Here is a 22,148-nt window from a genome sequence, read left to right on the forward strand (position 1 = left end):
AAATGCTTTTGGCTCACTCTACCGACATTCTGGTAGGAATACGGTAAGCGCCAAACTGTTTGAAGCTGAATGATTCCCGGCATTGGGTGCTGTCACAGCGCATTTGAGGCAGAATTGGGCTCAACGCTAGCTCAAGGAGACGAAACATGCTCAGGCATCGCACAAGGTTCGGAATGAAACCGCCGAGGAGGAATGCGCATGATTGAGTTCGAGAACGTCTCGAAGCACTATCCGGATGGCACGGTTGCCGTCAAGGATTTCAGCCTGCAAATTCCGGCACACCGCACCACAGTCTTCGTGGGATCCTCAGGCTGCGGCAAGACGACCTTGCTGCGGATGGTAAACCGCATGGTTGATCCGAGCCATGGAGTGCTTCGGATCGATGGGGAGGACATCACCAACAAGCCAGCGGTGGAACTGCGTCGAAGCATTGGCTACGTCATGCAGAACTCGGGACTCATGCCGCATTTCACCGTCGCGGAGAACATCGCTACCGTGCCGCGGCTTCAAGGCATGTCCAAAGCCGCGTCACGCAAACGAGCCCTCGAACTCATGGAAACCGTAGGTTTAATTCCTGCGCAGGCCGACCGCTATCCGCACCAACTCTCGGGAGGCCAGCAGCAGCGAGTCGGTGTCGCCAGGGCACTTGCCTCGGACCCGAACATCCTGCTCATGGATGAGCCCTTCGGCGCGGTTGACCCTATCGTTCGCGCCGAGCTGCAAGAAGAATTGCTTCGACTCCAAAGAGAACTCGACAAGACCATTGTCTTTGTTACCCACGATATTGACGAGGCCTTCCTGCTGGGAGACCAGGTAGTGATTCTGGCGGCCGGCGCACAGAAGCTCCAAGTAGGCAGCCCCAGTGAAATTATTGAGCATCCAGCCAATGATTTCGTCGCCTCCTTCATCGGTGCGCAGCGTGGGTCCCGGGCATTGAGCCTGAAGCAGACGGAACATGGAACCGTCCTTATCGATGCCCAAGGTCGGACGCAGGGCAAGCTTGTCGAGGACGGAACAGTCCAGTGAACTGGATCCTGGAAAACCTCGGACTCATTGGGTCGCTTTCGCTGGAGCACCTGCGCCAGTCCGTGATAGCAATCGTTCTCGGATTCGCTGCGTCGATCCCGCTGGGTTGGGTGGCCTGGAAATACAAGCTCCTGCGCGGACCAGTCGTGAGCCTCACTGGATTGCTCTACACGATCCCTTCATTGGCTTTGCTGATGATACTGCCCGTGCTCACCGGGATGAGCGCGATCAGCGAAGCCAACTTGATTCTCGCTCTGGCGATCTACGCGGTCGCCATCATGGTGCGCAGCGTGGTCGACGGGCTGAACTCGGTCGACCCGGCAACCAGGTCGGCGGCAACGGCCATGGGCTACGGAACGGCACGTCGTTTCTTTGCTGTTGACCTCCCGTTGGCCGGCCCCGTGGTTCTGGCCGGATTGCGCGTGACCGCGGTCAGCACGATCTCGCTGGCCACGGTTGGCATCCTGGTCGGCGTCACCAACCTGGGCTACTTGTTCACCAACGGCTTGCAGCGCCGCATTATCGAGGAAGTTCTGGCCGGCATTATCGCAGTGGCAGCGATCGCCCTGCTGGTCGACCTGCTGTTGCTTTTGGCGGGTCGTTGGCTGATGCCGTGGACCACGGCGAGCACCTTGAAGCGGCGAACGCCGGCGCCGAAGTCCACTGAACAGGCGGCATCATGAATCTGATTTCCGATGCGCTGTCATGGATCTTCGCAGCTGAACAGTGGCAGGGCGATGGGGGACTGGCTGCCCTGCTGGGGCAGCACCTGCTGTTCACCGTGCTGGCAGTGCTGATCGCTGGCGTGATTGCCATCCCCGCCGGATGGGCAATCGGGCACACTGGCAAAGGGCGCGAAATTGCGGTCGGCATCGCCGGCATTGCCCGGGCGGTGCCATCCTTCGGCTTGCTGATCCTGCTGGTGCTGCTGCTCGGTGTACTGCACAAGCCAGAAGCGGCCCTGCTGACCTTCGTTGTGCTGGCGATTCCATCACTGCTTGCGGGAGCCTACACCGGCTTCGAAGCCATTGACCGCAAAACCATTGACGCTGCCAGGGCCGTGGGGATGACCGAATGGCAGATACTCTTCAAGGTCGAGATTCCACTAGGCCTCGCCCTGCTCGTGGGCGGGATCCGCTCCGCGGTGCTTCAAGTAGTGGCCACGGTAACTGTCGCCGCCTACGTGAACCTCGGCGGCCTGGGCTTGCCCATCATCACCGGACTGAACCTGCGGCGCTTCGACATGGTTCTGGGTGGAGCCTTGATGGTTGCGGCGCTGGCCCTTGTGCTGGACTTGGCATTTGCCATGGCCCAGAAAGCTGCCGTACCGCGCGGTCTGGGTGCACGCACGAAGAAGAAGTTCCACTATACCGATGACCAAATCACCCTCGAAAGGGAAATGTCATGAACAGGAAGCAGTTTTTCTCCACAAGCGCTCTCGTGCTGGCCGGAAGCCTGGTACTGGCCGGATGTTCCAGTGCGGACCCGCTGGCCACGGAAAGCGATGCCGCCCAGGATGGCGGAACAACGGTCGTGGTAGGTTCGCAGGCCTACTACTCAAATGAAATTGTCGCCGAGATTTATGCCCAGGCACTTGAAGGAGCCGGCATGGAAGTAGAACGGCAATTCAGCATCGGGCAGCGCGATGCCTACATGCCTCAGCTGGAAGACGGAAGCATTGACGTCTTCCCTGAATACACGGGCAACCTGCTGCAGTTCTACAAGGAAGACACCGAAGCACGTTCCTCCGAGGAAGTCTATGACGAGCTGAAGAAGTCCTTGCCTGAATCACTCGCGGTGCTCGAAGCCGCCGAGGCTTCGGACCAGGACTCCTATACGGTGACGAAAAAATTCGCCGAAGCCAACAACCTCACCAGCATCGAGGACCTTGCCGGCATCTCCGAACCATTGACCGTGGGCGGCCCGCCCGAACTTGCTGAGCGCCCCTACGGCCCCAAGGGCTTGGAAAGCACCTACGGCGTGAAGGCGGAGTTCTCTGCAACGGGCGATACGACCGTTGAAGACCTGGTCGCCGGCACGGTGAATATTGCCAACGTCTTTACCGCCGATCCGCGCATCCAGACCGAGGACCTCGTGGTTCTGGAAGATCCGAAGTCGCTGTTCCTGGCGTCAAACGTGGTGCCATTGGTGGCTGCTGATCAATCCGAGGAATTGGCGGAAGTCCTCGATCCGGTCAGCGAGAAACTGACGGCGCAGGTTCTGGTGAACCTGAATGTCCAAAGCACCGTGGACAAGAAATCGGCAGCCGACATCGCTTCGGCCTGGCTGGCTTCCGAGGGACTCTAGCCCGCAATCCAGCACAGAAAAGCAGCATCACGGCAGCCGTGCCGCCCGTTCAATATCGGGCAGTGCGGCTGCTTTTCATTGCCCGAAAACGGCTTGGGCTGGGAAGAGCGCGGTGCTGACATATTTTGACAATTGATAATGATTCTCATTAGTGTTTAGCGTTGTTGGCTGAGGACTCGCTGGAATTCGGCGGTCGACGCCCGCCTGCCATGAATGGAGCACTGATAGATGAAAAAACTCAACCCCTGGAAGCTGGCCGTGCCAGTTGCAGTCTTGGCTTTGGTCACCGGATGCAGCACGCCGGCCGGATCCGCCAGCGGCGCGCCGCAGGGTGCCGAGACGACAAACCTTGTCCTAGACAGCTGCGGAAGGCAAGTAGTCTTCGACAAGGCCCCGGAAAGCGTTCTCGCTGTGGGCTCGGAAGCGCCAGCCCTATTGACTGCCGCTGGAGCGGGAGACAAGCTCACGCACTACGCAGGCAGCATGCAGGTGCCTTTCGACGAAGAAACCATGGCGGTGGTGCGCAAAGCCGATCGGATCACCGAAGACTCCCATGACGTCTCCTACGAAATGATCCTGGCCTCGGGTGCGGACGTGGTGATCGGAACCGATATCGCAGCCGGAATCGATCTGGATTCGTTGGCAGAGCGTTTGGAAAGCGCCGGAGTGAAGATGCTGACCGTCAGCGGGTACTGCGCTGGATTCGAGGATCGATCCACCGGAGGACTGAGCGGTTTCGACCAGATCTACAAGGATGTGGAATCCTACGGACAGCTCTTCGGCAACGAACAGATAGCCGCCGGCTCGGTGAAGGACATGCGCTCCCGCGTCGAGCAGGCAGCGCGCAATGCCAAGCAGGCCAGTGGGCAGCGGGGCATGCCGTTGTACGTGCCCGTCTCCGGCACCTTGGGATCCTATGGCCATGAATCCCTGATTGCCGAGCAGATGGAATTACTGGGCATGGAGAACGTCTTCAGCGACGTTCCCAAGCGCTACTTCGAGCCCTCCACCGAAGAACTCGTGAACAGCTCAGCCGACAAGGTCTTCGCCATGTACCTGCCGACCGGGTCCTCGAACTTGGAAACGGACCAGCAGGTCATCGACGAGCTGCGCAACCGCCCCGAATTGGCGGGTTTGCCCGCCATTGACCAGGACAGCGCCATCGTGCCGCTGAACTACTACTATTCCTCGCCCGGTCCGCTGGCCGTGGACGGGGTCGAGCTGATCGTCGACCGGCTGGCCCGTTGATGAGCCAGCCCGACCTGCACACCACGCACCAATTGCCCAGCGAACGGCGCATTATCGCGGAGATCTGGCCTGCGCTGCTGGCCTCGGCACTGGGCTTGCTGCCCTTCACGGTGCTGAGCACCTTCCTGGTGCCCATCGCGGACTGGGCCGGGGCCGGCTACGCCGAAACTGGAACCCTGCGCGGGCTGGCCGGCATTGGCGCGGTGCTCGCCGGAGTTGCGCTGGCCCCGCTGATCGGGCGCATCGCCCCGGGCACCGTGGCCGCCGCGGCGTTGGGATTGATGGGCCTGGCAGCCATCGTGGGAACCTTTTCGGGACTGGCCGCGCTGGCGGTATTCTGCCTGGCCACCGGCGTATCCAACGCCTTGCTGTACCCCGCGCTGTCCACCGCGGCCGCGGACCGGTTCGGCACCACGCCGGCCGCCGGCCGGGCGGCCACCTTGGTGATGACGGCCCAGACTTTGGCTTCCACGGTGGGCGCGCCGCTGCTGGTGCTGCCGGCGCTGTTCTGGGGGTGGCAGGGCAATCTGGTCGCCATCGCCGTGCTCAGCATCGCGCTGATCCCGGCGGTGCTGCGCTACGGCCGCCGTGGCGCTGGGCACGCCGGGGACACCCCGGCCCCTGCCCGGCTGGGCTACCTTGCGGCCTTCCGCACCCTGGCTGGGGTGCCCGGAGCTCGGGCTCTGCTGCTGGTTTCCTTCGGGCGCGCCGGAGCCTTCATGGGGCATCTGGCCTTCCTCGCTCCGCTGTATGCCCAGAAATTCTCCCTGGATGCCAATTGGTTCGCCTTCGTCTGGTCGGTCAGCGGCGGGGCCTTCTTCCTCGGCCACCTGCTGGCCGGGCGAATGCTCAACACCGAAGACTCGCCGGCCCGCACCCGTGCCGTGATGGTTATCAGCCTGGGTATTTCGCTCGTGGCGCTGTCCGGGGTCTACCTCGCTCCGGTGCTGCCGCTGGCGGTGGCCGGCACAGCGGTGCTTTCGGCCAGCCACGCGGTGGTCTCGGCCGCCGTGATGAGCCTGCTGGTGAGCCGCTGCACGCAGGTGCGCGGCACCGCGCTGAGCCTGAACGCGGCCGGAATGTCCCTGGGCTTGTTCCTGGGCACGGCGGCTTCCGGCGCGGCGCTGGCCGGCTCCGGCTACCTGGCCGCCGCTGCCGTGCTGTGCGCATTGACATTGGTGGCGCTGGCTTCCGCGCTGACCCTGCGCACCCCTTCCCCTGCCAAAACCCTGGAAAGGCAACCATGACCCCGTTGGATTCTGCAGTGCGAGCACACCGGGAGCCGCTGGCCGGTTCAGGCGATGATCTGGATCATGACCGGCGCGCCCGGCACGCATGGCTGTGGATTTGCGCGCTGCTGAGCGTGTTGCTGGTCTCTGTGCCGGTGGCCGTAGGGCTCGGCCCGGTGGCCATTGAGCCGGGCACCGTCCTGCAGATCCTCAAGGCGCACCTGTCCGGGGCAGCCGACTCCGGTGCCTTCAGCGCATCGGATGAGTCCATTGTCCTGCTGCTGCGCGTTCCGCGGGTCCTTCTGGGCGCCGCCGTCGGCGCCGGGCTGGCCCTGGCCGGGGTGGCGCTGCAGGCGCTGACCCGCAACATCCTGGCTGAACCGTACCTGCTGGGCGTGACCTCCGGGGCGTCCACGCTCTCGGCGGCCTCGATCCTCTTCGGAGCGGCCGCCGGCATCGGAACGGCCTCGCTGGCGGCCAGCGCCTTTGCCGGGGCGTTGGCCGCGGGGATCTTCGTCTACCTGCTGGCACGGATCGGCTCCGAGATGACATCCACCCGTCTGGTCCTGGCAGGGGTGTCAGTGGGCTATGTGCTGCACGCGCTCACCTCGCTGCTGATTTTCGCTTCGGATGATCCCAACGCCGGGCGTTCGGTGCTGTTCTGGACCCTGGGTTCCTTGGCGCAGGCTACCGGGCAATCGGTCATGATCACCTGGGTCGTGGTGCTCGGGACAGCTACGCTGCTGGCCTATTGGTCGCGGCCGCTGGATGCGCTGGCCATTGGCGATGGCACCGCGCAGGCACTGGGCATAGCTCCGGCCAAGCTGCGCGCGTCCGTCATGGTCGTGACCGCGGTGTGCGTGGGTGCGCTGGTCGCCTCCTCAGGCGGCATCGGGTTTGTCGGGCTGGTGATTCCGCACGTGGCCCGGCTGTGCGTTGGATCGACGCACCGGATCCTGATACCGGTCGCTGCGCTGCTCGGTGCGGTGTTCCTGGTCTGGGCCGATGTGCTGGCCCGGACTGCCATGGCGCCGCAGGAACTGCCCCTGGGCATCGTGACGGCGCTGCTCGGTGCCCCATTGCTGTTCGCGCTGGTTCGCAAGCTCAATGCGGCCCAGTAGGAAAAACGAACCTGGAAGAAGGCAAGAAGAATGATTACTGCTACCGATATATCCGTGGGCTATGGCGGAAAGCTGGTCATCGAATCGGCAGGGCTGCAAGCCGGCTCCGGGGAAGTGGTCGGGCTGATCGGCCCCAACGGCAGCGGCAAGTCCACCCTGCTGCGCACGCTCTATGCGGCGCTGAAGCCCACCGCCGGTCTGGTGCTTGTCGACGAGCGCCCGGTCACCGAACTGCGCGGCAACGAACTGGCCCGCAGGATTGCGGTCGTGGCCCAGGAAACCCCCACCGAATTGCCGGTCAGCGTCGCCGAAATGGTGCTCCTGGGCAGGGCACCGCACCGCAAGGCGCTGGCCGCCATGTCCCGCGAGGACCACCGGGCAGTTGCCTCGGCGCTGGCCCGGGTCGGCGCCCGGCACCTGGCCGACCGCCGCTATTCGACCCTCTCCGGGGGCGAGAAGCAGCGCGTGCTGGTGGCCCGGACCTTGGCCCAGCAGGCCGAGCACCTGCTGCTGGACGAGCCCACCAACCACCTCGACATCCGCTACCAGCATGAGCTGCTGCGCATGGTCGGAGAACTGGGAACCACCACGGTGGTGGTGCTGCACGACCTGAATTTGGCGGCCCGCTACTGCAGCAAGCTGGTGCTGCTGGCCAACGGCGGAATCATCGCCGCGGGGACGCCCCACCAGGTGCTGGCGCCCGAACTCCTGCTGCAGGTCTACGGGATCCATGCACAGCCGGTGCTCGTGGACGGGATCCTGCAGCTGGTGTTCAGCCTGGCCGATGAGCCAGAACTGCAACATAGCGGAAGTCCGGTTCCCGGATGATAGCCTGCCCGGTAGGCAAGCGCTGTCCACACGCCTGCCTGCCGGGCCCCAAGCATTGACCGTGAAAGGTACACCTGCCATGACGTCTTCCGCCGCTATCGAAGCAGACAAGCACTACGATCTGATCATCCTCGGCACCGGATCGGGCAACTCCATTCCGGGGCCTGAATTCGACGGGCAGTCCATTGCCATCATCGAGAAGGGCGCCTTCGGCGGCACCTGCCTGAACGTCGGCTGCATCCCGACCAAGATGTATGTCTATGCCGCAGACGTCGCCTTGGAAACCAGGGAATCGGCACGGCTGGGAATCGACGCCCAGGTCAATTCCGTGGACTGGCCCGGCATCGTCAGCAGGGTCTTCGGCAAGCGCATCGATCCGATCGCCCAGGGGGGCGAGGAGTACCGCCGCGGCGAGCAGACGCCGAACATCGACGTCTATGACCAGCACGCGCGTTTCGTCGGCGAGCGCACGCTGCGCACCGGGCAGGGAGCAGAAGCCAAGACCATCAGCGCGGACCAGATTGTCCTGGCCGCCGGTTCGCGCCCCTTCATTCCGCAGGAAATCATTGATTCGGGGGTGCATTTCCACACGAACGAGGACATCATGCGCCTGGCGAGCCAGCCGAAGTCCATTGTGATCATCGGCGGCGGCTACATTGCCATGGAGTTCGCCCACGTCTTCGAGGCGCTGGGCACCAAGGTCACCATCCTGGCCCGCTCCGAGCTGATGCGCCACCTGGATGCCGACCTGCGCGAGCCCTTCAACCAGCTGGCCGCCGAACGCTACGACGTGCGCATGGGACGGACGGTGGCCAGCGCCGTGCAGGAAAGCGACGGGGTGGTGCTGACCCTGGATGACGGCTCCACCGCCAGCGCCGAGGTGCTGCTGGTAGCGACCGGGCGGGTGCCCAACGGCGACCAGTTGGACCTGCAGAATGCAGGCATCGCCTCGGACGACGGGCAGGTCAGCGTGGACGAATACGGCCGCTCGACTTCCGCTGAAGGTGTCTGGGCGCTGGGCGATATTTCCTCGCCCTTCCAGCTCAAGCATGTGGCCAACGCCGAGATGCGCGCGGTGCGCCACAACCTGCTGAACCCGCAGGACATGGTGAAGATGCCGCACGAGCACGTGCCGGCCGCGGTCTTCACCCACCCGCAGATCGCCTACGTCGGGATGACCGAAGATCAAGCCCGCGAGGCCGGGCATGATGTCACGGTCAAGGTGCAGAAGTACGGGGACGTGGCCTACGGCTGGGCGATGGAAGATGGCACCGGCATCGCAAAGCTCATCGCCGACCGGGACACCGGCAAGCTGCTCGGTGCGCACTACATGGGCCCGCAGGCCTCGACGCTGATCCAGCAGATGATCACCGTCATGGCCTTCGGACTGGACGTGCGCGAGGTGGCAACCAAGCAGTACTGGATCCACCCGGCCCTGCCGGAAGTCACCGAGAACGCGTTGCTCGGCCTGGATTTCTCCTAGCGGCCGAAGCTGGTCAGTTCACTGGCCGCCGGCAGATGAATCCGCAGGCCAGTAGCCAATGGTGCCACGCTGTCCTAGGCTGAAGCCATGACTCGGAATACCGCGCGAACCGCGACCTCGAAGACCGGCAGCTTGTTCCTGATCGCCGCGGGCGTGGGCTTGGGTCTGGGCGTGCTGGCGGTGCTCTGGATGTTCTGGCCGATCGGCCAGGATGGCTACGGCAGCAGCCTCGGCGAATTGGGCTTGCCGCTGGCCTGCGGCGCGATAGCCGGCGTGCTGATGGGGTTGATCTGCTGCAGCGGGGCGCATGCGGCCCTTGAAATCCAAGCCGCGGGGAAACCAGAGGCCAGTGGCACCCGGCAATCGGCAGCCGCCGGCCTCGGAGCTGCCGTCGCCGCCATGCTTCCCGCGGTGGCGATCGCCGCCATGGGCCTGGGCGATACGAATCCGGCACCATTCCTCGGTACTGCCCTGGGGCTGCTGGTGGTGTGCTTCGCCGCGGGATCCGCCATCCTGGCCGGGCTCAACTGCTGCACCGCCCGAGGCTGAAGATCTCGGGGGAGCGACGGCCCAAGCACCAGCTGGTTGCCAGCTGGGCGCCGCTGGCCGAGCACCGCTCGCTGTGGCAGGTTGGGAGGCGGGCGCCAGGTCCAGGCGCCGGTTCCAACGCAGAGAAGGAGAGCGCATGAAGTCCGCAAGCCGCCTCGGCGCCTGCGCCACGGCAACGATGCTGGCCGGGGCGTGGGCGCTGGCAGCCATCCCGGCCGCCTACGCCAGCACCATGGCCTACACCCAGGAAGTCTCCAGCGCCGGCACCTGCGCCATGATGGAAACTGCCACGGTGGATGCCTTCGAGGCCTCCGGGTACCAGGTGGACAGCCATGCCTGCATGCCAAGCCCCGGCGGCTACACCCTGGTGATCGAGTACACGCCATAGCCCGGTCCTGCGGCGTGATGATTATCTAGCCGCTGCAGCACCCGTGCAGACGTGTAAATTCGGGGTGCATCCAGCGTATGGCGATACCCTTGGAGTATGGCCCCACGTACCCAGTCTCAGGGGACGAAGAAGACTGCGACGCGCAAACCCAAGGCGTCCAGCTCCTCGTCCTCCAAGAAAACGCCCGAGAACCCGGATGCGGAACTCGCCCTGCCGCTGCGCGCAATCCGCAGCGTGTGGATGGGCATTGCCCGGATCTTCGGCGGCGCGTTCCGCCGCATCGGCGGAACCGTCAAGCCTGACTACGAGCTGCGCCGCGACGGCACCGGCTTGTTCCTCGCGCTGATCGCGATCATCGTCGCGGTCATCGAATGGTGGGGCCTGCGCGATGCCGGCTGGTTCGGCACCGGCGTGCACGCTGTCGCCGGCGGCACCCTGGGCTTCATGGCCGTGCTGCTGCCGGTCATCCTGTTCATCGGCGCCTTCCGGCTCTTCCGCTACCCCGAAGCTGTCACCGCGAACAACCGCATCGGCATCGGGCTGCTGATCATGACGCTCTCCGGCTCATCGATCGCCTCGCTGGCCAACGGCTCGCCGGCGGTCACCGACGACTTCGAAGCGCTGTGGAATGCCGGCGGCATGGCCGGGTCCATCCTGGGCACCCCGCTGGGCCTGCTGATATCGGTTCCGGGCGCCATGGCGGTGTTCATTTTCCTGGTGTTCATGTCGATCCTGATCGTCACCGCCACCCCGGTGATGCAGATCCCTGCGCGCGTGCGCGCCGGCTACAACCGCCTGCTCGGCCAGGACCCGGATACGCCGCGCGCCACCCGGGCCACCGCCGCGATGGAACTGGATGCCACCCGCGAAGACCACGACCAGTCCTACCTCTATCCCGAGGCCGAGGCCGAGGCCCCGGCACCGAAAAAGAAGAAGCCGGGCTTCTTCGAGCGCCGTGCAGCCGCCGCCCGCAAGGTCACCGAAGTCTACGACGTGGATGGGACGGAGAATTCCGACCGCTCCGGCGATATCGCCTACGACCAGGCGGTCATCGGCGAGGATGATCCTGCCACCGACGCGATGCCTGCGGTCAACCGCAACTCCGGCAAGATCTTCGACGCCGACGAGGCGGCCACCCAGGCCATCGCCCGCCCGCAGCTGGATGGCTCCGGCCCCGCCGACGCCAGCGAAGACGCCGCCACAGTGGCGATCCCGAAACCGGCCGGCCCGCCGCCGGGGGTCAAACGCCCCACCAAGGCCGAGGCCGAAATGGCCGAGATCATGGCCAACATCGGGCTGAAGGCCGAACCCGAAGCCACCACCTCAGCGATGGACCAGGTCTCCTCGCGCGCCGCCGGGCTCGGAACTTCCCCGCAGGCGCCGATCCCGGCGCGCAGCGAGCAGCTGCAGCTCTCCGGGGATGTCACCTACACCCTGCCCGAGGAGCACTACCTGCCTGCCGGCCCGCCGGCCAAGGAAGCCTCCGAAGCCAATCAGGTGGTGGTCGACGCGCTGACCAACACGCTGCAGCAGTTCAAGGTCGACGCGCAGGTCACCGGCTTCTCGCGCGGCCCGACGGTGACCCGCTACGAGATCGAGCTGGCCCCGGGCACCAAGGTGGAGAAGGTCACCGCGCTGTCCAAGAACATTTCCTACGCCGTGGCCTCCTCGGATGTGCGCATCCTCTCGCCGATCCCGGGCAAGTCCGCCATCGGCATCGAGATCCCGAACACCGACAAGGAAGTCGTCGCCCTGGGCGACGTGCTGCGCAGCTCCAACGCCCGCAAGTCCGAGCACCCGATGGTGATGGGCGTGGGCAAGGACGTCGAGGGCGGCTTCGTCGTGGCCAACTTGGCCAAGATGCCGCACCTGCTGGTGGCCGGCGCCACCGGCGCGGGCAAGTCCTCGTTCGTGAACTCGATGATCACCTCGATCCTGATGCGCGCCACCCCCGACGAGGTGCGCATGGTCATGGTCGACCCCAAGCGCGTGGAGCTCACCGCCTACGAAGGCGTGCCGCACCTGATCACCCCAATCATCACCAACCCGAAGAAGGCCGCCGAGGCCCTGCAGTGGGTGGTCCGCGAAATGGACACCCGCTACGACGACCTGGCCAACTTCGGCTTCAAGCACATCGACGACTTCAACAAGGCGGTCAAGGCCGGCAAGGTGCACCCTCCCGAGGGTTCCAAGCGCGTGCTCAAGCCCTACCCGTACCTGCTGGTGATCGTCGACGAGCTCGCCGATTTGATGATGGTCGCCCCGCGCGATGTGGAAGAGTCCATCGTGCGCATCACCCAGCTGGCGCGTGCCGCCGGCATCCACCTGGTGCTGGCCACCCAGCGCCCGTCGGTGGACGTGGTCACCGGCTTGATCAAGGCCAACGTGCCTTCGCGCATGGCCTTCGCCACCTCTTCGGTCACCGACTCCCGCGTGGTCCTGGACCAGCCCGGCGCGGAGAAGCTGCTGGGCCAGGGCGACGCGCTGTTCCTGCCGATGGGCACCTCCAAGCCGATGCGCGTCCAGGGCGCCTGGGTCACCGAATCGGAGATCCACCGCGTCGTCGAGCACGTCAAGAGCCAGCTGCAGCCCGAATACCGGGACGACGTGATCCCGGCCGCCGAGAAGAAGAAGCAGATCGACGAGGACATCGGAGACGACCTGGAGCTGCTGCTGCAGGCCACCGAGCTCGTGGTCACCAGCCAGTTCGGCTCCACCTCGATGCTGCAGCGCAAGCTGCGCGTGGGCTTCGCCAAGGCAGGTCGCCTGATGGACCTGATGGAATCGCGCGGCGTGGTCGGCCCTTCCGAGGGCTCCAAGGCCCGCGACGTGCTGATCCAGCCGGACGACCTGCCGATGGTGCTGGCCGCGATGCGCGGGGACGATCCGGCCACCAGCACCCCGTCGGCCACCGAGGCGGCGCTGGTAGCCGAGGCCAATGTGAACCATGCCGAGCCGGTCACCGACTATGCCGAGGACCTGGTCGCCAGGGATCTGGAGGATCGCCCGCAGGCCGTGGACTACTTCGACGGCTCCGATGACGACGATTCGGGCGAGGACGCCTGGAACCTGACAGGAAGAAACTGATACCCATGAGCGAGCAAGCTGGCCGCAGTGCCCAGCCACCGGTACCGACGCTGAACATCGCCAACGTGCTCACCACCATCCGCATCATCATGGTGCCGTTCTTCATCTGGGCGCTGATGGCGGACAACCACGAGCAGGGCCTGTGGCGCTGGGTCGCGCTGGCACTGTTCGTAGTGGCCATGTACACCGACAAGCTCGACGGGGACCTAGCGCGCAGCCGCGGGCTGATCACCAACTTCGGCAAGATCGCCGACCCGATCGCGGACAAGCTGCTCACCGGCTCGGCGCTGGTGTGCTTCTCGATCCTGGCCGAGCTGCCCTGGTGGGTCACCATCGTGATCCTGGTCCGCGAATGGGGCATCACCCTGCTGCGCGTGGTGGTCATCCGCTACGGCGTGATCGCCGCGAACATGGGCGGGAAGATCAAGACCGTGCTGCAGGCGATCGTGATCGGGGTCTACCTGCTGCCCTACACCCACACCATCGACTGGCTGGGCACCGCGGCCTGGTACCTGATGCTGCTGACCCTGGCGGTCACCGTGGTCACCGGCATCGAATACCTCATCAAGGCCGGCCAGCTGGCGGCGGCCGCCAAGAAGCGGAAGTAGGGACAGATGAAGCCCGCAGCCCCCGAGGTGATTGCCAAGGCCATCGACGGCGCCGTGCAGCTGGCGACCGCGGAATCGCTGACCGCCGGAATGATCGCCGCGCGCCTGGCCGAAGTTCCCGGCGCCTCGGCCGTATTGCGCGGGGGAGTCGTCAGCTATTCCTCCGAGGTCAAGGCCTCGCTGCTGGGCGTCGACGAAGCACTGCTGGCGGCCAACGGTTCGGTGGATCCCGAGGTGGCCCGGCAGATGGCCGTCGGCGCGCAGCGAGCCTGCGGCGCCGACGCGGCGATTTCGGCAACCGGAGTCGCCGGCCCTGAGCCGCACGATGGCAAGGCCGTGGGCACCGTGTATATTGGATGGGCCATGGGAGCCGACTCCGGGTCCGAGGCCCACCACTTTGTGGGGGACCGGGCGCAAATTCGCGAGCAGAGCACCCAAGCGGCACTTCACCAGTTCGCTTCCATCTTGGATAAAGCTTCTTCACAGTAAGACACGAAATACTTTTCTTCCTGTGATATTACGCAAAAACCATCCCGGATGTGGCGTAGCTCGCATTTATGTGATTAGGGTGAACGTACGGGAACAAAATCGTATGACCTGTCGTTGTACGAATTGCAGGGCCGCAAGGATGGCCCCCGTATTTGATTAGATCTTCGAGATGGACCTAGGAGCAGAGGCTAAATTCATGGTCAAGCAACCCGTAACTGTCAATGGTGTCGTCCGTTGGCGCGATATGGGAGAAGCCCATATGGTCCAGCCCGAGAAGGAGGAGCACAAAATGGTAGTACTCCGTCATGAAATCGGCGATGTCCTGCGCGACGTCCGCCAGCGCCAGGGTCGTACCCTGCGCGAGGTTTCGCACAGCGCACGAGTTTCCCTCGGATACCTGTCCGAGGTTGAGCGTGGCCAGAAGGAAGCCTCTTCGGAGCTGCTCTCCTCAATCTGCGTTGCGCTGGAAATCCCATTGTCATTGATGCTCCGTGAAGTATCCGAGCGCGTTGCCCTGGCAGAGGGCATTGCGGTCCCGGATACCGTCCCGACAGATATGGCCGACGAGTTTGCCGCCAAGGGCAACAGCAAGCCACTGGCCTCGGTCTAGCATCAATCTTTTTCAGGCCGCCGCTACTCAGTAATCGAGACTGCCGGCAGCCATGCAAGGAGCCTGCGCGAAATGCGCGGGCTCCTTGCCTTTGCGTGGGAGAATTATCAGGTGAAAATCAGCGATTTCTGGCGAAATATGGAAAACGAGTTCGGCCCGCGGTACTCCCGCGTGCTGGCCGATTCCATGGCCCTGACCGAACTCGGCAGCCTGACTGCGGCACAGGCGCTCGATAGGGGCATCAAGCCCAAGCAGATCTGGGAAGCCCTGTGCCGGGCGCAAGATGTTCCGGCTGAACGCTGGCTTGGCGTGGATATCGAGCCGAAGCAATCATAGGGGTTCCATTCGAATACCCATGCAGTAACTCTTCGAACACGCCGTGTTGAATTTCGAACACCTGTTCGGATAGGGTTATGCTGGAAACAACGCAGGAAACTGCGCCAAGAACTTAAGCACTGGGATTGTCCACACTTCTGGGCTATCGGAGTCCAAAGTGTCGGTGGGCAAGCATACTGTCTATTGCAGGACAAAAATCATGAGCAAGTACGTAGCAGGCTTGCAAGAGCAAAGGTGAACCATGGCAGCAAAAAATGATCGGGAAAAGGCGCTAGAGGCTGTCCTGGGCCAAATTGACAAGGCCTATGGCAAAGGCTCGGTCATGCGCCTGGGCGACGAAACCCGCGCACCCATTGAAGTAATCCCTACCGGCTCGGTTGCCCTGGATGCCGCCCTTGGCATTGGCGGATTGCCACGCGGCCGCGTGGTGGAGATCTATGGTCCGGAATCTTCGGGCAAGACCACGGTTGCCCTGCACGCAGTCGCCAGCGCACAGAAGGCCGGCGGTGTCGCGGCATTCATCGATGCCGAGCACGCGCTGGATCCGGAATACGCCAAGAAGCTGGGCGTCGACACCGATGCGCTGCTGGTCTCCCAGCCGGATACCGGCGAGCAGGCACTGGAAATCATGGATATGCTCGTGGGCTCCGGTGCACTGGATATCATCGTCATCGACTCCGTGGCGGCACTGGTTCCCCGCGCCGAAATCGAAGGCGAGATGGGCGACAGCCACGTCGGCCTGCAGGCTCGACTGATGTCCCAGGCATTGCGCAAGATCACCGGCCGCCTCTCGGCCTCGAAGACCACCGCAATCTTCATCAACCAGCTGCGTGAGAAAATCGGTGTCTTCTTCGGCAGCCCGGAAACCACCACAGGTGGCAAGGCGCTGAAGTTCTACGCTTCGGTGCGCATCGATATCCGCCGCATCGAGACCCTGAAAGAGGGCACCAACGCGGTCGGCAACCGTACCCGCTGCAAGATCGTCAAGAACAAGATGGCTCCTCCTTTCAAGCAGGCCGAGTTCGACATCCTGTACGGCCACGGCATCTCCAAGGAAGGCTCGCTCATCGACATGGGCGTCGAGCACAACCTGGTCAAGAAGTCCGGTGCCTGGTTCACCTATGACGGAGACCAGCTGGGCCAGGGCAAGGAAAACGCCCGCCGCTTCCTGCGCGACAACCCGGATCTGGCCAACGAGCTCGAACGCCAGATCCTGCAGAAGCTCGGCGTCCTGCCAATGGAAGAAGTTGAAGAAGACGAGACAGAACTGCGAGTCGTCGAGGGCGATCAGTAGTGGCCTCAGGCTTCCAACGACGTAGCGTCCGACCCGGAAAGAATTCCGGGTCGGACGCTACGTCCGTTTCCAAAGAGTTCCAGGGCGACCTCGAAGACATGCCGGACTGGGCCAAGCCCAGCCCGGAAGAATTGGAAGCCCAAGCGGCTGGGGAATCAGCCAAGCGGGACCGGGAGGCTCAGCGGGCATCCCAGCGCGCTGCGGCGCCTGCAATGCCGGCCGGCAGCACCTCGCGAACCATTGCCAGTTTCTCCGAGCAGCCGGCGAAACCGGGCAGCATCGAAGAGCTGCGCGCGGCCATGGAGCAGATTGTGGCTGCGCCCGCGCCGGCCAAACCGTCGAAGCAGGAACGCCGCGAAGCGCGCGAAGCGCGAAAAGCTGCCCGCCAAGCGGGGGAGCCTGAAGAGCTCAGCGACGACCAGTGGCGGGAAAAGGCGCGCGGAATTTTGCTGCGCCAGCTCACGGCCAGCGACAAGACCGCCAAGCAGCTCAAAGACAAGCTCCTTGAGAATGAATGCCCGGAAGACATTGCCGATGAGGTCATCGACCGCTATGCCGAGATCAACCTCGTGGATGATGAACGCTTTGCGAAGTCCTGGGTCGTTGCCCGCGCTCGCTCGCGTGGATTAGCCCGCGGTGCGATCAAGCGCGAGCTGCGCACCAAGGGGGTGGACGACGAGCTGGCCGCTGAAGCGCTGGAGCAAATCGATGACGAAGCGGAGGAGCAGCGAGCCCGCGAACTGGTGCGCGCGAAGCTGCGTCCCGAATCCATGGGCGCCGATCGGGACAAAGCCCTGCGCCGGCTCGTGGGGATGCTGGGCCGCAAAGGCTACAACGGCGGCATGGCGTTCAAGGTCGCCCGCGAGGAATGGGAAGAGCGCTTCGGCAATCGCTACTGATGTCGTTTCGGATGCCGCCCTGGTGCGTTTCTCCGGCGCTCAAGCCAATCGTCAATGCCCTGGTAGGCCCAGAGGCTCAAGACCAGGACCCCGGCAAGCATCGAGCCGACACCGATATTGAACAGCAGGCTGTCGGTTTGTCCATCAATGGGCGGGATGATGCCAATAGCGATCGGGATGGCGAGAAGGAAAAGCGCGGATAATCCTGCCATCCACCAGTGGAAGATCTTCATGCCGCGCGACAACCGCAACGGTCGGTACTTGCCGGTTTTCTGGTGCTTGCCTGGCGAATGGTTTTCCACGGGTTGCCCTTTCATACGCCGAATCAGCTATCGAAAAGCCTATTCCTTTTCCTGGCCTTCCACCCGAAGGCGCGCACCGACGGCCACTAGGCCGTAACCGTGAAGGCAACCAGGAGTCCAGCGGAGGCTCGCCTACATTTCAGCGGCACCCGATCTTCGGTAATCTTTAAGGGTGACTGAGCAACATACCTTGAGCAACATCGGCAGCGAAGAACTACCCCGTACCTATGAGGTACGTACCTTCGGCTGCCAAATGAACGTCCACGACTCCGAGCGCCTCTCTGGCCTGCTGGAAGATGCAGGGCTGAGCCGCAAGCCGGAAGAGCTGGCCGAAGAAGTCGCCGACGTTGTTGTCTTCAACACCTGCGCAGTGCGTGAGAACGCAGACAACAAGCTGTACGGGCACCTGGGCATGCTCAAGAACCTGAAGGCTGAACGCCCCAATATGCAAATTGCCGTCGGCGGCTGCCTTGCTCAGAAGGACCGCGACACCATCATCAAGAAGGCCCCATGGGTCGACGTGGTTTTCGGCACGCACAACATCGGCTCGCTGCCCACGCTGCTGGCCCGCTCGCGCCACAACCAGAAGGCGCAACTGGAGATCCTTGAATCCCTGGATGTCTTCCCCTCCACGTTGCCTACCCGACGCGAATCCGTGTACGCCGGCTGGGTCTCCATCTCCGTAGGGTGCAATAACACCTGCACCTTCTGCATCGTCCCTTCCCTGCGCGGCAAGGAGCGGGACCGCCGCCCGGGCGAGATCCTCGCCGAAATCCAGGCCCTCGTAGACGACGGCGCCATCGAAGTGACCCTGCTGGGCCAAAATGTGAACTCCTACGGCGTGGAATTCGGAGACCGCCTGGCCTTCGGCAAGCTGCTGCGCGCTTGCGGTGAAATCGAAGGACTGGAACGCGTGCGCTTCACCAGCCCGCACCCGGCGGCCTTCACCGATGACGTCATCGATGCCATGGCGGAAACACCTAACGTGATGCCGCAGCTGCACATGCCGCTGCAGTCCGGCTCGGACAAGGTGCTCAAGGACATGCGCCGCTCCTACCGGTCCAAGAAATTCCTCGGCATCCTGGACAAGGTCCGCGAACGCATCCCGCATGCGGCAATCACCACCGACATCATTGTCGGCTTCCCGGGTGAAACCGAAGAAGACTTCCAGGCCACCCTCGACGTGGTTGAAGCGTCGCGGTTCTCCTCGGCCTTCACCTTCCAGTACTCCAAACGTCCGGGCACGCCGGCAGCCGACCTGGACGAGCAGCTTCCCAAGGCAGTGGTGCAGGAACGCTATGAGCGCTTGACGGCGTTGCAGGACCGCATTTCCAAGGAGGAGAACGCGAAGCAGCTGGGCCGTACCGTGGAAGTCATGGCCACCGACCAATCCGGACGCAAGGCCGAAGAGACCCACCGTTTCTCCGGACGCTCGCAGGACCAGCGCCTGGTGCACTTCTCGGTACCTGAAGGTGCCCAGGCCCCGCGCCCTGGCGACCTGGTAACCCTGCCGATCACCGAAGTGGCGGCATTCCACCTGATCTCGGATCCCACCGTGGACCAGTACTCCCTGCGTCGTTCGCGCGCCGGGGATGCGTGGGACCGGGCGCAGGCCGAAAGCTGCGGGGTTCCAGCGCCGGCGGGGAGCGGATCCAAGGGCCGCACGAGCTTGGGCATGCCGACGTTGAAAGTGCGCAGCTAGCCATATGGCCACTTCGAACCTGCCGGTGATTGCGATCGTCGGTCCCACAGGTACCGGCAAGTCGGACTTGGCCATCGCCGTGGCGCAGGAACTGGGCGGGGAAATCGTCAATTCCGATGCCCTGCAGTTCTACCGCGGCATGGACATCGGCACCGCGAAGCTGCCGGTGAATGAGCGTGGCGGCATCGAGCATCACCTGCTCGACACCATGGGCATCACCGAGGAAGCATCCGTTGCCGCCTTCCAAGCCGAAGCCCGCGACCACTTCGCCCAAATCCGTGCCCGCGGCAAGGTTCCGGTGATGGTCGGAGGCTCGGGACTGTATGTGCGGGCGGCCCTTGATGTCATCGATTTCCCGCCGACAGATCCAGACGTCAGGAAACGGCTGGAGGCCGAGGTCGAGGCTCAAGGAGACGGACCGCTGCGCCGCCGGCTGGCTGAGGTTGACCCGGTATCCGCAGCACGCAATCTTGACTTGCGCCGCGCGATCCGCGCCCTTGAAGTCCACGAGATTTCCGGTCGGGCCTTCAGCTCCTTCATGCCGCAACGCGAGTATGCCGCTCCGGCAATCCAGATCGGCTTGAACTACGACCGCCAGGCATTGCATGAGGCCTTGGAAACTCGAGTGCACAAGATGGATGCCATGGGATTGGCCGCGGAAGTCGAGGGACTGCTCGGCCAGGGATTGCGCGACGGCAAGACCGCCTCGCGCGCCATCGGCTACCAGCAGTACATCGACTTCCTCGACGGGCAGATCACCCGGGACGAAGCCATTGACCAGACGGTCATTGCCACCCGCAAGTTCGCGCGACGCCAAATCACCTGGTTCAACGCAGATGAGCGGGTCAACTGGCTGAACCCGCTGGAACCTGGGCTGCTGGAAAAAACACTGCAGATCATCGGCTAGCCAACGTACGAACGAAAACTCTAGGAGCATTGATGTACCGCACCGAATTAGGTCAGCTGGCCGGACAACGTTTCGCCAAGGGCCATGCCACCGGCAACGACTTCGTGCTGATTGCCGACCCGGAAGCGCAGCTGGATCTCAACGCCGAACAGGTGGCGGCCCTGTGCCACCGCCGCTTCGGCGTTGGCGGTGACGGCCTGATCCGTGCCGTGCCCACCGCCAAGGTTCCCGGATACGAAGGGCAGTTCCTGGAGCATCCCAAGGCCTACTGGTTCATGGATTACCGGAACAACGACGGCTCCATCGCCGAGATGTGCGGCAACGGCGTACGCGCCTTCGCTCACTACCTGATTGCCGAAGGGCTCGTGAGCCTCCAGGTAGGGCAAAGTTTCCAGATCGGCAGCCGTGCCGGCGTCAAGGAAATTACCCGACTCGCTGATGGCTACGCGGTGAACCTCGGCCCCTGGGGATTGATCTTCGAGCAGGAAGCCGCCGAAAAATCGGTGGACTCCATGGTCAAGCCCAGAGGCTGGGAGCAGGCGCTGCCGGCCTTGAGCATCACCATGGGCAACCCGCACACCGTAGTTGCCTTGCCAGACGTCCAGATGCTTGAAGAACTGGACCTGTTCCAAGCCCCAGAGGTATCTCCGGTCCCTGCCAACGGCACCAACGTGGAATTCGTGGTTCCTTCCGAGCCGCTGATCGAAGAGGACGGGGTTGCCCAGGTCCAGATGCGCGTCCATGAACGCGGGGTCGGCGAGACGCTCTCATGCGGTACCGGTGCGTGTGCGGCCGCGGCAGCCGTACGCTACTGGGCACGCAGCACCGCGCTGATCAACCAGTGGGCTGTCAAGGTGCCCGGCGGTGTCGTCGGCGTTGAATTCCGTGGAAATGCAGAGGGCGGCGAAGATACGATCCTCAGCGGCCCGGCAGACCTGGTTGCACGCGGGATCATCGGTTCAGAGTAGACCTGATCGGCTCTATAGCAAAAATCGCAGAATAGCCTCGCGAGCGATTCTGCGATTTTGCTTTTGGCAATCAGGCCGGACGCGCTACCTTCAGCACTCGGAAGGCCTTGGCGGTCGCTTCACGGGTGATCTTCCAATCCGAGGGAAGCTGCTCAACCAGCCACTTCTGCAGCGAATCGCTACCCAGGTTCTTCTGCACCACCATCCATGCCTCGCCACCCGGGGCCAACCGCGGCAACCACAGCATCAGCAATTCATGCAGGGCATCCTTGCCGATGCGAATGGGCGGGTTCGACCAGATGGTGTCGAATTGCAGGCTCGGATCCACGGACTCAGGGGTGCCGACAACTACGTTGGACAAGCCGAGCGCCGCGGCGTTCAAGCGGGCCAGGTCGATGGAACGCTCATTGACATCCACGCCGTAGACCTCGGACTGGGGGGACTGCTCGGCGGCGGCCAGGGTGATGGGTCCCCAGCCGCACCCGATATCCAGAATACGTCCGCGAGGGGTTGGCACGTACTGCAGCAGCACCGCCGTTCCCTTGTCCAGACCGGCGGGGGAGAAGATTCCCGAGGCCGTCTGCACTTTGCGCAACGAGCCGTTGAGCTCGACTTCGATGGTGCGCCGTTCATCTGCCGAGGCCGGGCTGGCGGTGAAGTAGTGATCCGAGGTCATAGGCAAAGCTTATCGCCCAGTACGGATACCCCAAAGATCAGCGTCGGCAACGTGAGCAAGGCGATATGGGCGTGCGCAGATATCACTGATA

At 63.7% G+C, this 22,148-nt stretch carries 23 protein-coding genes; 21 read left to right on the plus strand and 2 right to left on the minus strand.

Going from position 1 to position 22,148, the window contains the following annotated elements; all coding sequences use genetic code 11:
* The first annotated feature begins 198 nt into the window (after positions 1–198).
* From ANI01nite_RS09080 to ANI01nite_RS09165, 18 genes are all read left to right on the plus strand, one after another.
* Positions 199–1,026: an ABC transporter ATP-binding protein gene (locus ANI01nite_RS09080; RefSeq protein WP_121867782.1), complete on the plus strand. Its 828-nt coding sequence runs from the start codon at positions 199–201 to the stop codon at positions 1,024–1,026.
* Positions 1,023–1,709 carry an ABC transporter permease gene (locus ANI01nite_RS09085; RefSeq protein ID WP_121866463.1) on the plus strand — a complete coding sequence of 229 codons (687 nt, stop codon included), beginning with the start codon at positions 1,023–1,025 and terminating at the stop codon, positions 1,707–1,709. The genes ANI01nite_RS09080 and ANI01nite_RS09085 overlap by 4 nt, the downstream gene beginning before the upstream one ends.
* Complete coding sequence (locus tag ANI01nite_RS09090) at positions 1,706–2,434, plus strand: ABC transporter permease (protein ID WP_038992621.1); 729 nt, start codon at positions 1,706–1,708, stop codon at positions 2,432–2,434. Before ANI01nite_RS09085 ends, ANI01nite_RS09090 begins: the two co-directional genes overlap by 4 nt.
* Positions 2,431–3,333, plus strand: coding sequence for an ABC transporter substrate-binding protein (locus tag ANI01nite_RS09095; RefSeq protein ID WP_141357519.1), 903 nt, complete (start codon positions 2,431–2,433; stop codon positions 3,331–3,333). The genes ANI01nite_RS09090 and ANI01nite_RS09095 overlap by 4 nt, the downstream gene beginning before the upstream one ends.
* Positions 3,334–3,561: 228 nt before the next feature.
* Entirely contained in the window at positions 3,562–4,581 is a 1,020-nt protein-coding gene (locus tag ANI01nite_RS09100; protein WP_141357521.1) for an ABC transporter substrate-binding protein, read from the plus strand.
* Entirely contained in the window at positions 4,581–5,828 is a 1,248-nt protein-coding gene (locus ANI01nite_RS09105; protein WP_141357523.1) for an MFS transporter, read from the plus strand. Before ANI01nite_RS09100 ends, ANI01nite_RS09105 begins: the two co-directional genes overlap by 1 nt.
* A gap of 17 nt (positions 5,829–5,845) precedes the next feature.
* A complete protein-coding gene (locus tag ANI01nite_RS09110; protein WP_255314478.1) occupies positions 5,846–6,931 on the plus strand; it encodes a FecCD family ABC transporter permease in 1,086 nt (361 codons plus the stop codon).
* 30 nt (positions 6,932–6,961) lie between these two features.
* On the plus strand, positions 6,962–7,759 hold the full coding sequence (locus ANI01nite_RS09115) for an ABC transporter ATP-binding protein (protein WP_141357527.1): 798 nt from the start codon (positions 6,962–6,964) through the stop codon (positions 7,757–7,759).
* Positions 7,760–7,838: 79 nt separating this feature from the next.
* Positions 7,839–9,242: a mycothione reductase gene (mtr, locus tag ANI01nite_RS09120; protein WP_141357529.1), complete on the plus strand. Its 1,404-nt coding sequence runs from the start codon at positions 7,839–7,841 to the stop codon at positions 9,240–9,242.
* An 87-nt stretch (positions 9,243–9,329) separates the two neighbouring features.
* Entirely contained in the window at positions 9,330–9,791 is a 462-nt protein-coding gene (locus ANI01nite_RS09125) for a hypothetical protein (protein ID WP_141357531.1), read from the plus strand.
* A 136-nt stretch (positions 9,792–9,927) separates the two neighbouring features.
* Positions 9,928–10,179 carry a hypothetical protein gene (locus ANI01nite_RS09130; protein WP_141357533.1) on the plus strand — a complete coding sequence of 84 codons (252 nt, stop codon included), beginning with the start codon at positions 9,928–9,930 and terminating at the stop codon, positions 10,177–10,179.
* 96 nt (positions 10,180–10,275) lie between these two features.
* Positions 10,276–13,266 (plus strand): FtsK/SpoIIIE family DNA translocase, encoded by a 2,991-nt coding sequence (locus ANI01nite_RS09135; RefSeq protein ID WP_141357535.1) that lies wholly within the window; start codon positions 10,276–10,278, stop codon positions 13,264–13,266.
* Between the two features lie 5 nt (positions 13,267–13,271).
* The gene (gene pgsA / locus ANI01nite_RS09140; protein WP_141357537.1) at positions 13,272–13,874 is read left to right on the plus strand and encodes a CDP-diacylglycerol--glycerol-3-phosphate 3-phosphatidyltransferase; all 603 of its coding nucleotides are present in this window, start codon (positions 13,272–13,274) and stop codon (positions 13,872–13,874) included.
* 6 nt (positions 13,875–13,880) lie between these two features.
* Positions 13,881–14,363, plus strand: coding sequence for a CinA family protein (locus ANI01nite_RS09145; RefSeq protein ID WP_141357539.1), 483 nt, complete (start codon positions 13,881–13,883; stop codon positions 14,361–14,363).
* A gap of 196 nt (positions 14,364–14,559) precedes the next feature.
* Complete coding sequence (locus ANI01nite_RS09150; RefSeq protein ID WP_141357541.1) at positions 14,560–14,973, plus strand: helix-turn-helix domain-containing protein; 414 nt, start codon at positions 14,560–14,562, stop codon at positions 14,971–14,973.
* Positions 14,974–15,084: 111 nt separating this feature from the next.
* Positions 15,085–15,309 carry a DUF3046 domain-containing protein gene (locus ANI01nite_RS09155; protein WP_038992632.1) on the plus strand — a complete coding sequence of 75 codons (225 nt, stop codon included), beginning with the start codon at positions 15,085–15,087 and terminating at the stop codon, positions 15,307–15,309.
* A 241-nt stretch (positions 15,310–15,550) separates the two neighbouring features.
* On the plus strand, positions 15,551–16,603 hold the full coding sequence (gene recA, locus ANI01nite_RS09160) for a recombinase RecA (protein WP_038992608.1): 1,053 nt from the start codon (positions 15,551–15,553) through the stop codon (positions 16,601–16,603).
* Positions 16,603–17,502, plus strand: a complete 900-nt coding sequence (locus ANI01nite_RS09165; protein WP_255314479.1) for a regulatory protein RecX — start codon at positions 16,603–16,605, stop codon at positions 17,500–17,502. The genes recA and ANI01nite_RS09165 overlap by 1 nt, the downstream gene beginning before the upstream one ends.
* Here ANI01nite_RS09165 and ANI01nite_RS09170 read toward each other — a convergent pair.
* Positions 17,496–17,804: a hypothetical protein gene (locus tag ANI01nite_RS09170; protein ID WP_141357544.1), complete on the minus strand. Its 309-nt coding sequence runs from the start codon at positions 17,802–17,804 to the stop codon at positions 17,496–17,498. The two genes, ANI01nite_RS09165 and ANI01nite_RS09170, sit on opposite strands and share 7 nt — an antisense overlap.
* A gap of 172 nt (positions 17,805–17,976) precedes the next feature.
* On the opposite strand from ANI01nite_RS09170, the gene miaB reads away from it, so the two are divergent.
* The 3 genes from miaB to dapF are packed head-to-tail and all read left to right on the plus strand — an operon-like array spanning position 17,977 to position 21,381.
* Positions 17,977–19,506 (plus strand): tRNA (N6-isopentenyl adenosine(37)-C2)-methylthiotransferase MiaB, encoded by a 1,530-nt coding sequence (gene miaB / locus ANI01nite_RS09175; protein ID WP_141357546.1) that lies wholly within the window; start codon positions 17,977–17,979, stop codon positions 19,504–19,506.
* Between the two features lie 4 nt (positions 19,507–19,510).
* On the plus strand, positions 19,511–20,413 hold the full coding sequence (gene miaA, locus ANI01nite_RS09180) for a tRNA (adenosine(37)-N6)-dimethylallyltransferase MiaA (protein ID WP_038992604.1): 903 nt from the start codon (positions 19,511–19,513) through the stop codon (positions 20,411–20,413).
* 32 nt (positions 20,414–20,445) lie between these two features.
* Entirely contained in the window at positions 20,446–21,381 is a 936-nt protein-coding gene (gene dapF / locus ANI01nite_RS09185) for a diaminopimelate epimerase (protein WP_038992602.1), read from the plus strand.
* A 70-nt stretch (positions 21,382–21,451) separates the two neighbouring features.
* Here the strand turns inward: dapF and ANI01nite_RS09190 are convergent, their stop codons facing one another.
* Entirely contained in the window at positions 21,452–22,057 is a 606-nt protein-coding gene (locus tag ANI01nite_RS09190) for a class I SAM-dependent methyltransferase (RefSeq protein WP_038992599.1), read from the minus strand.
* Positions 22,058–22,148: the final 91 nt, after the last annotated feature.

This window comes from Glutamicibacter nicotianae, assembly GCF_006539525.1.
GTDB lineage: Bacteria > Actinomycetota > Actinomycetes > Actinomycetales > Micrococcaceae > Glutamicibacter > Glutamicibacter nicotianae.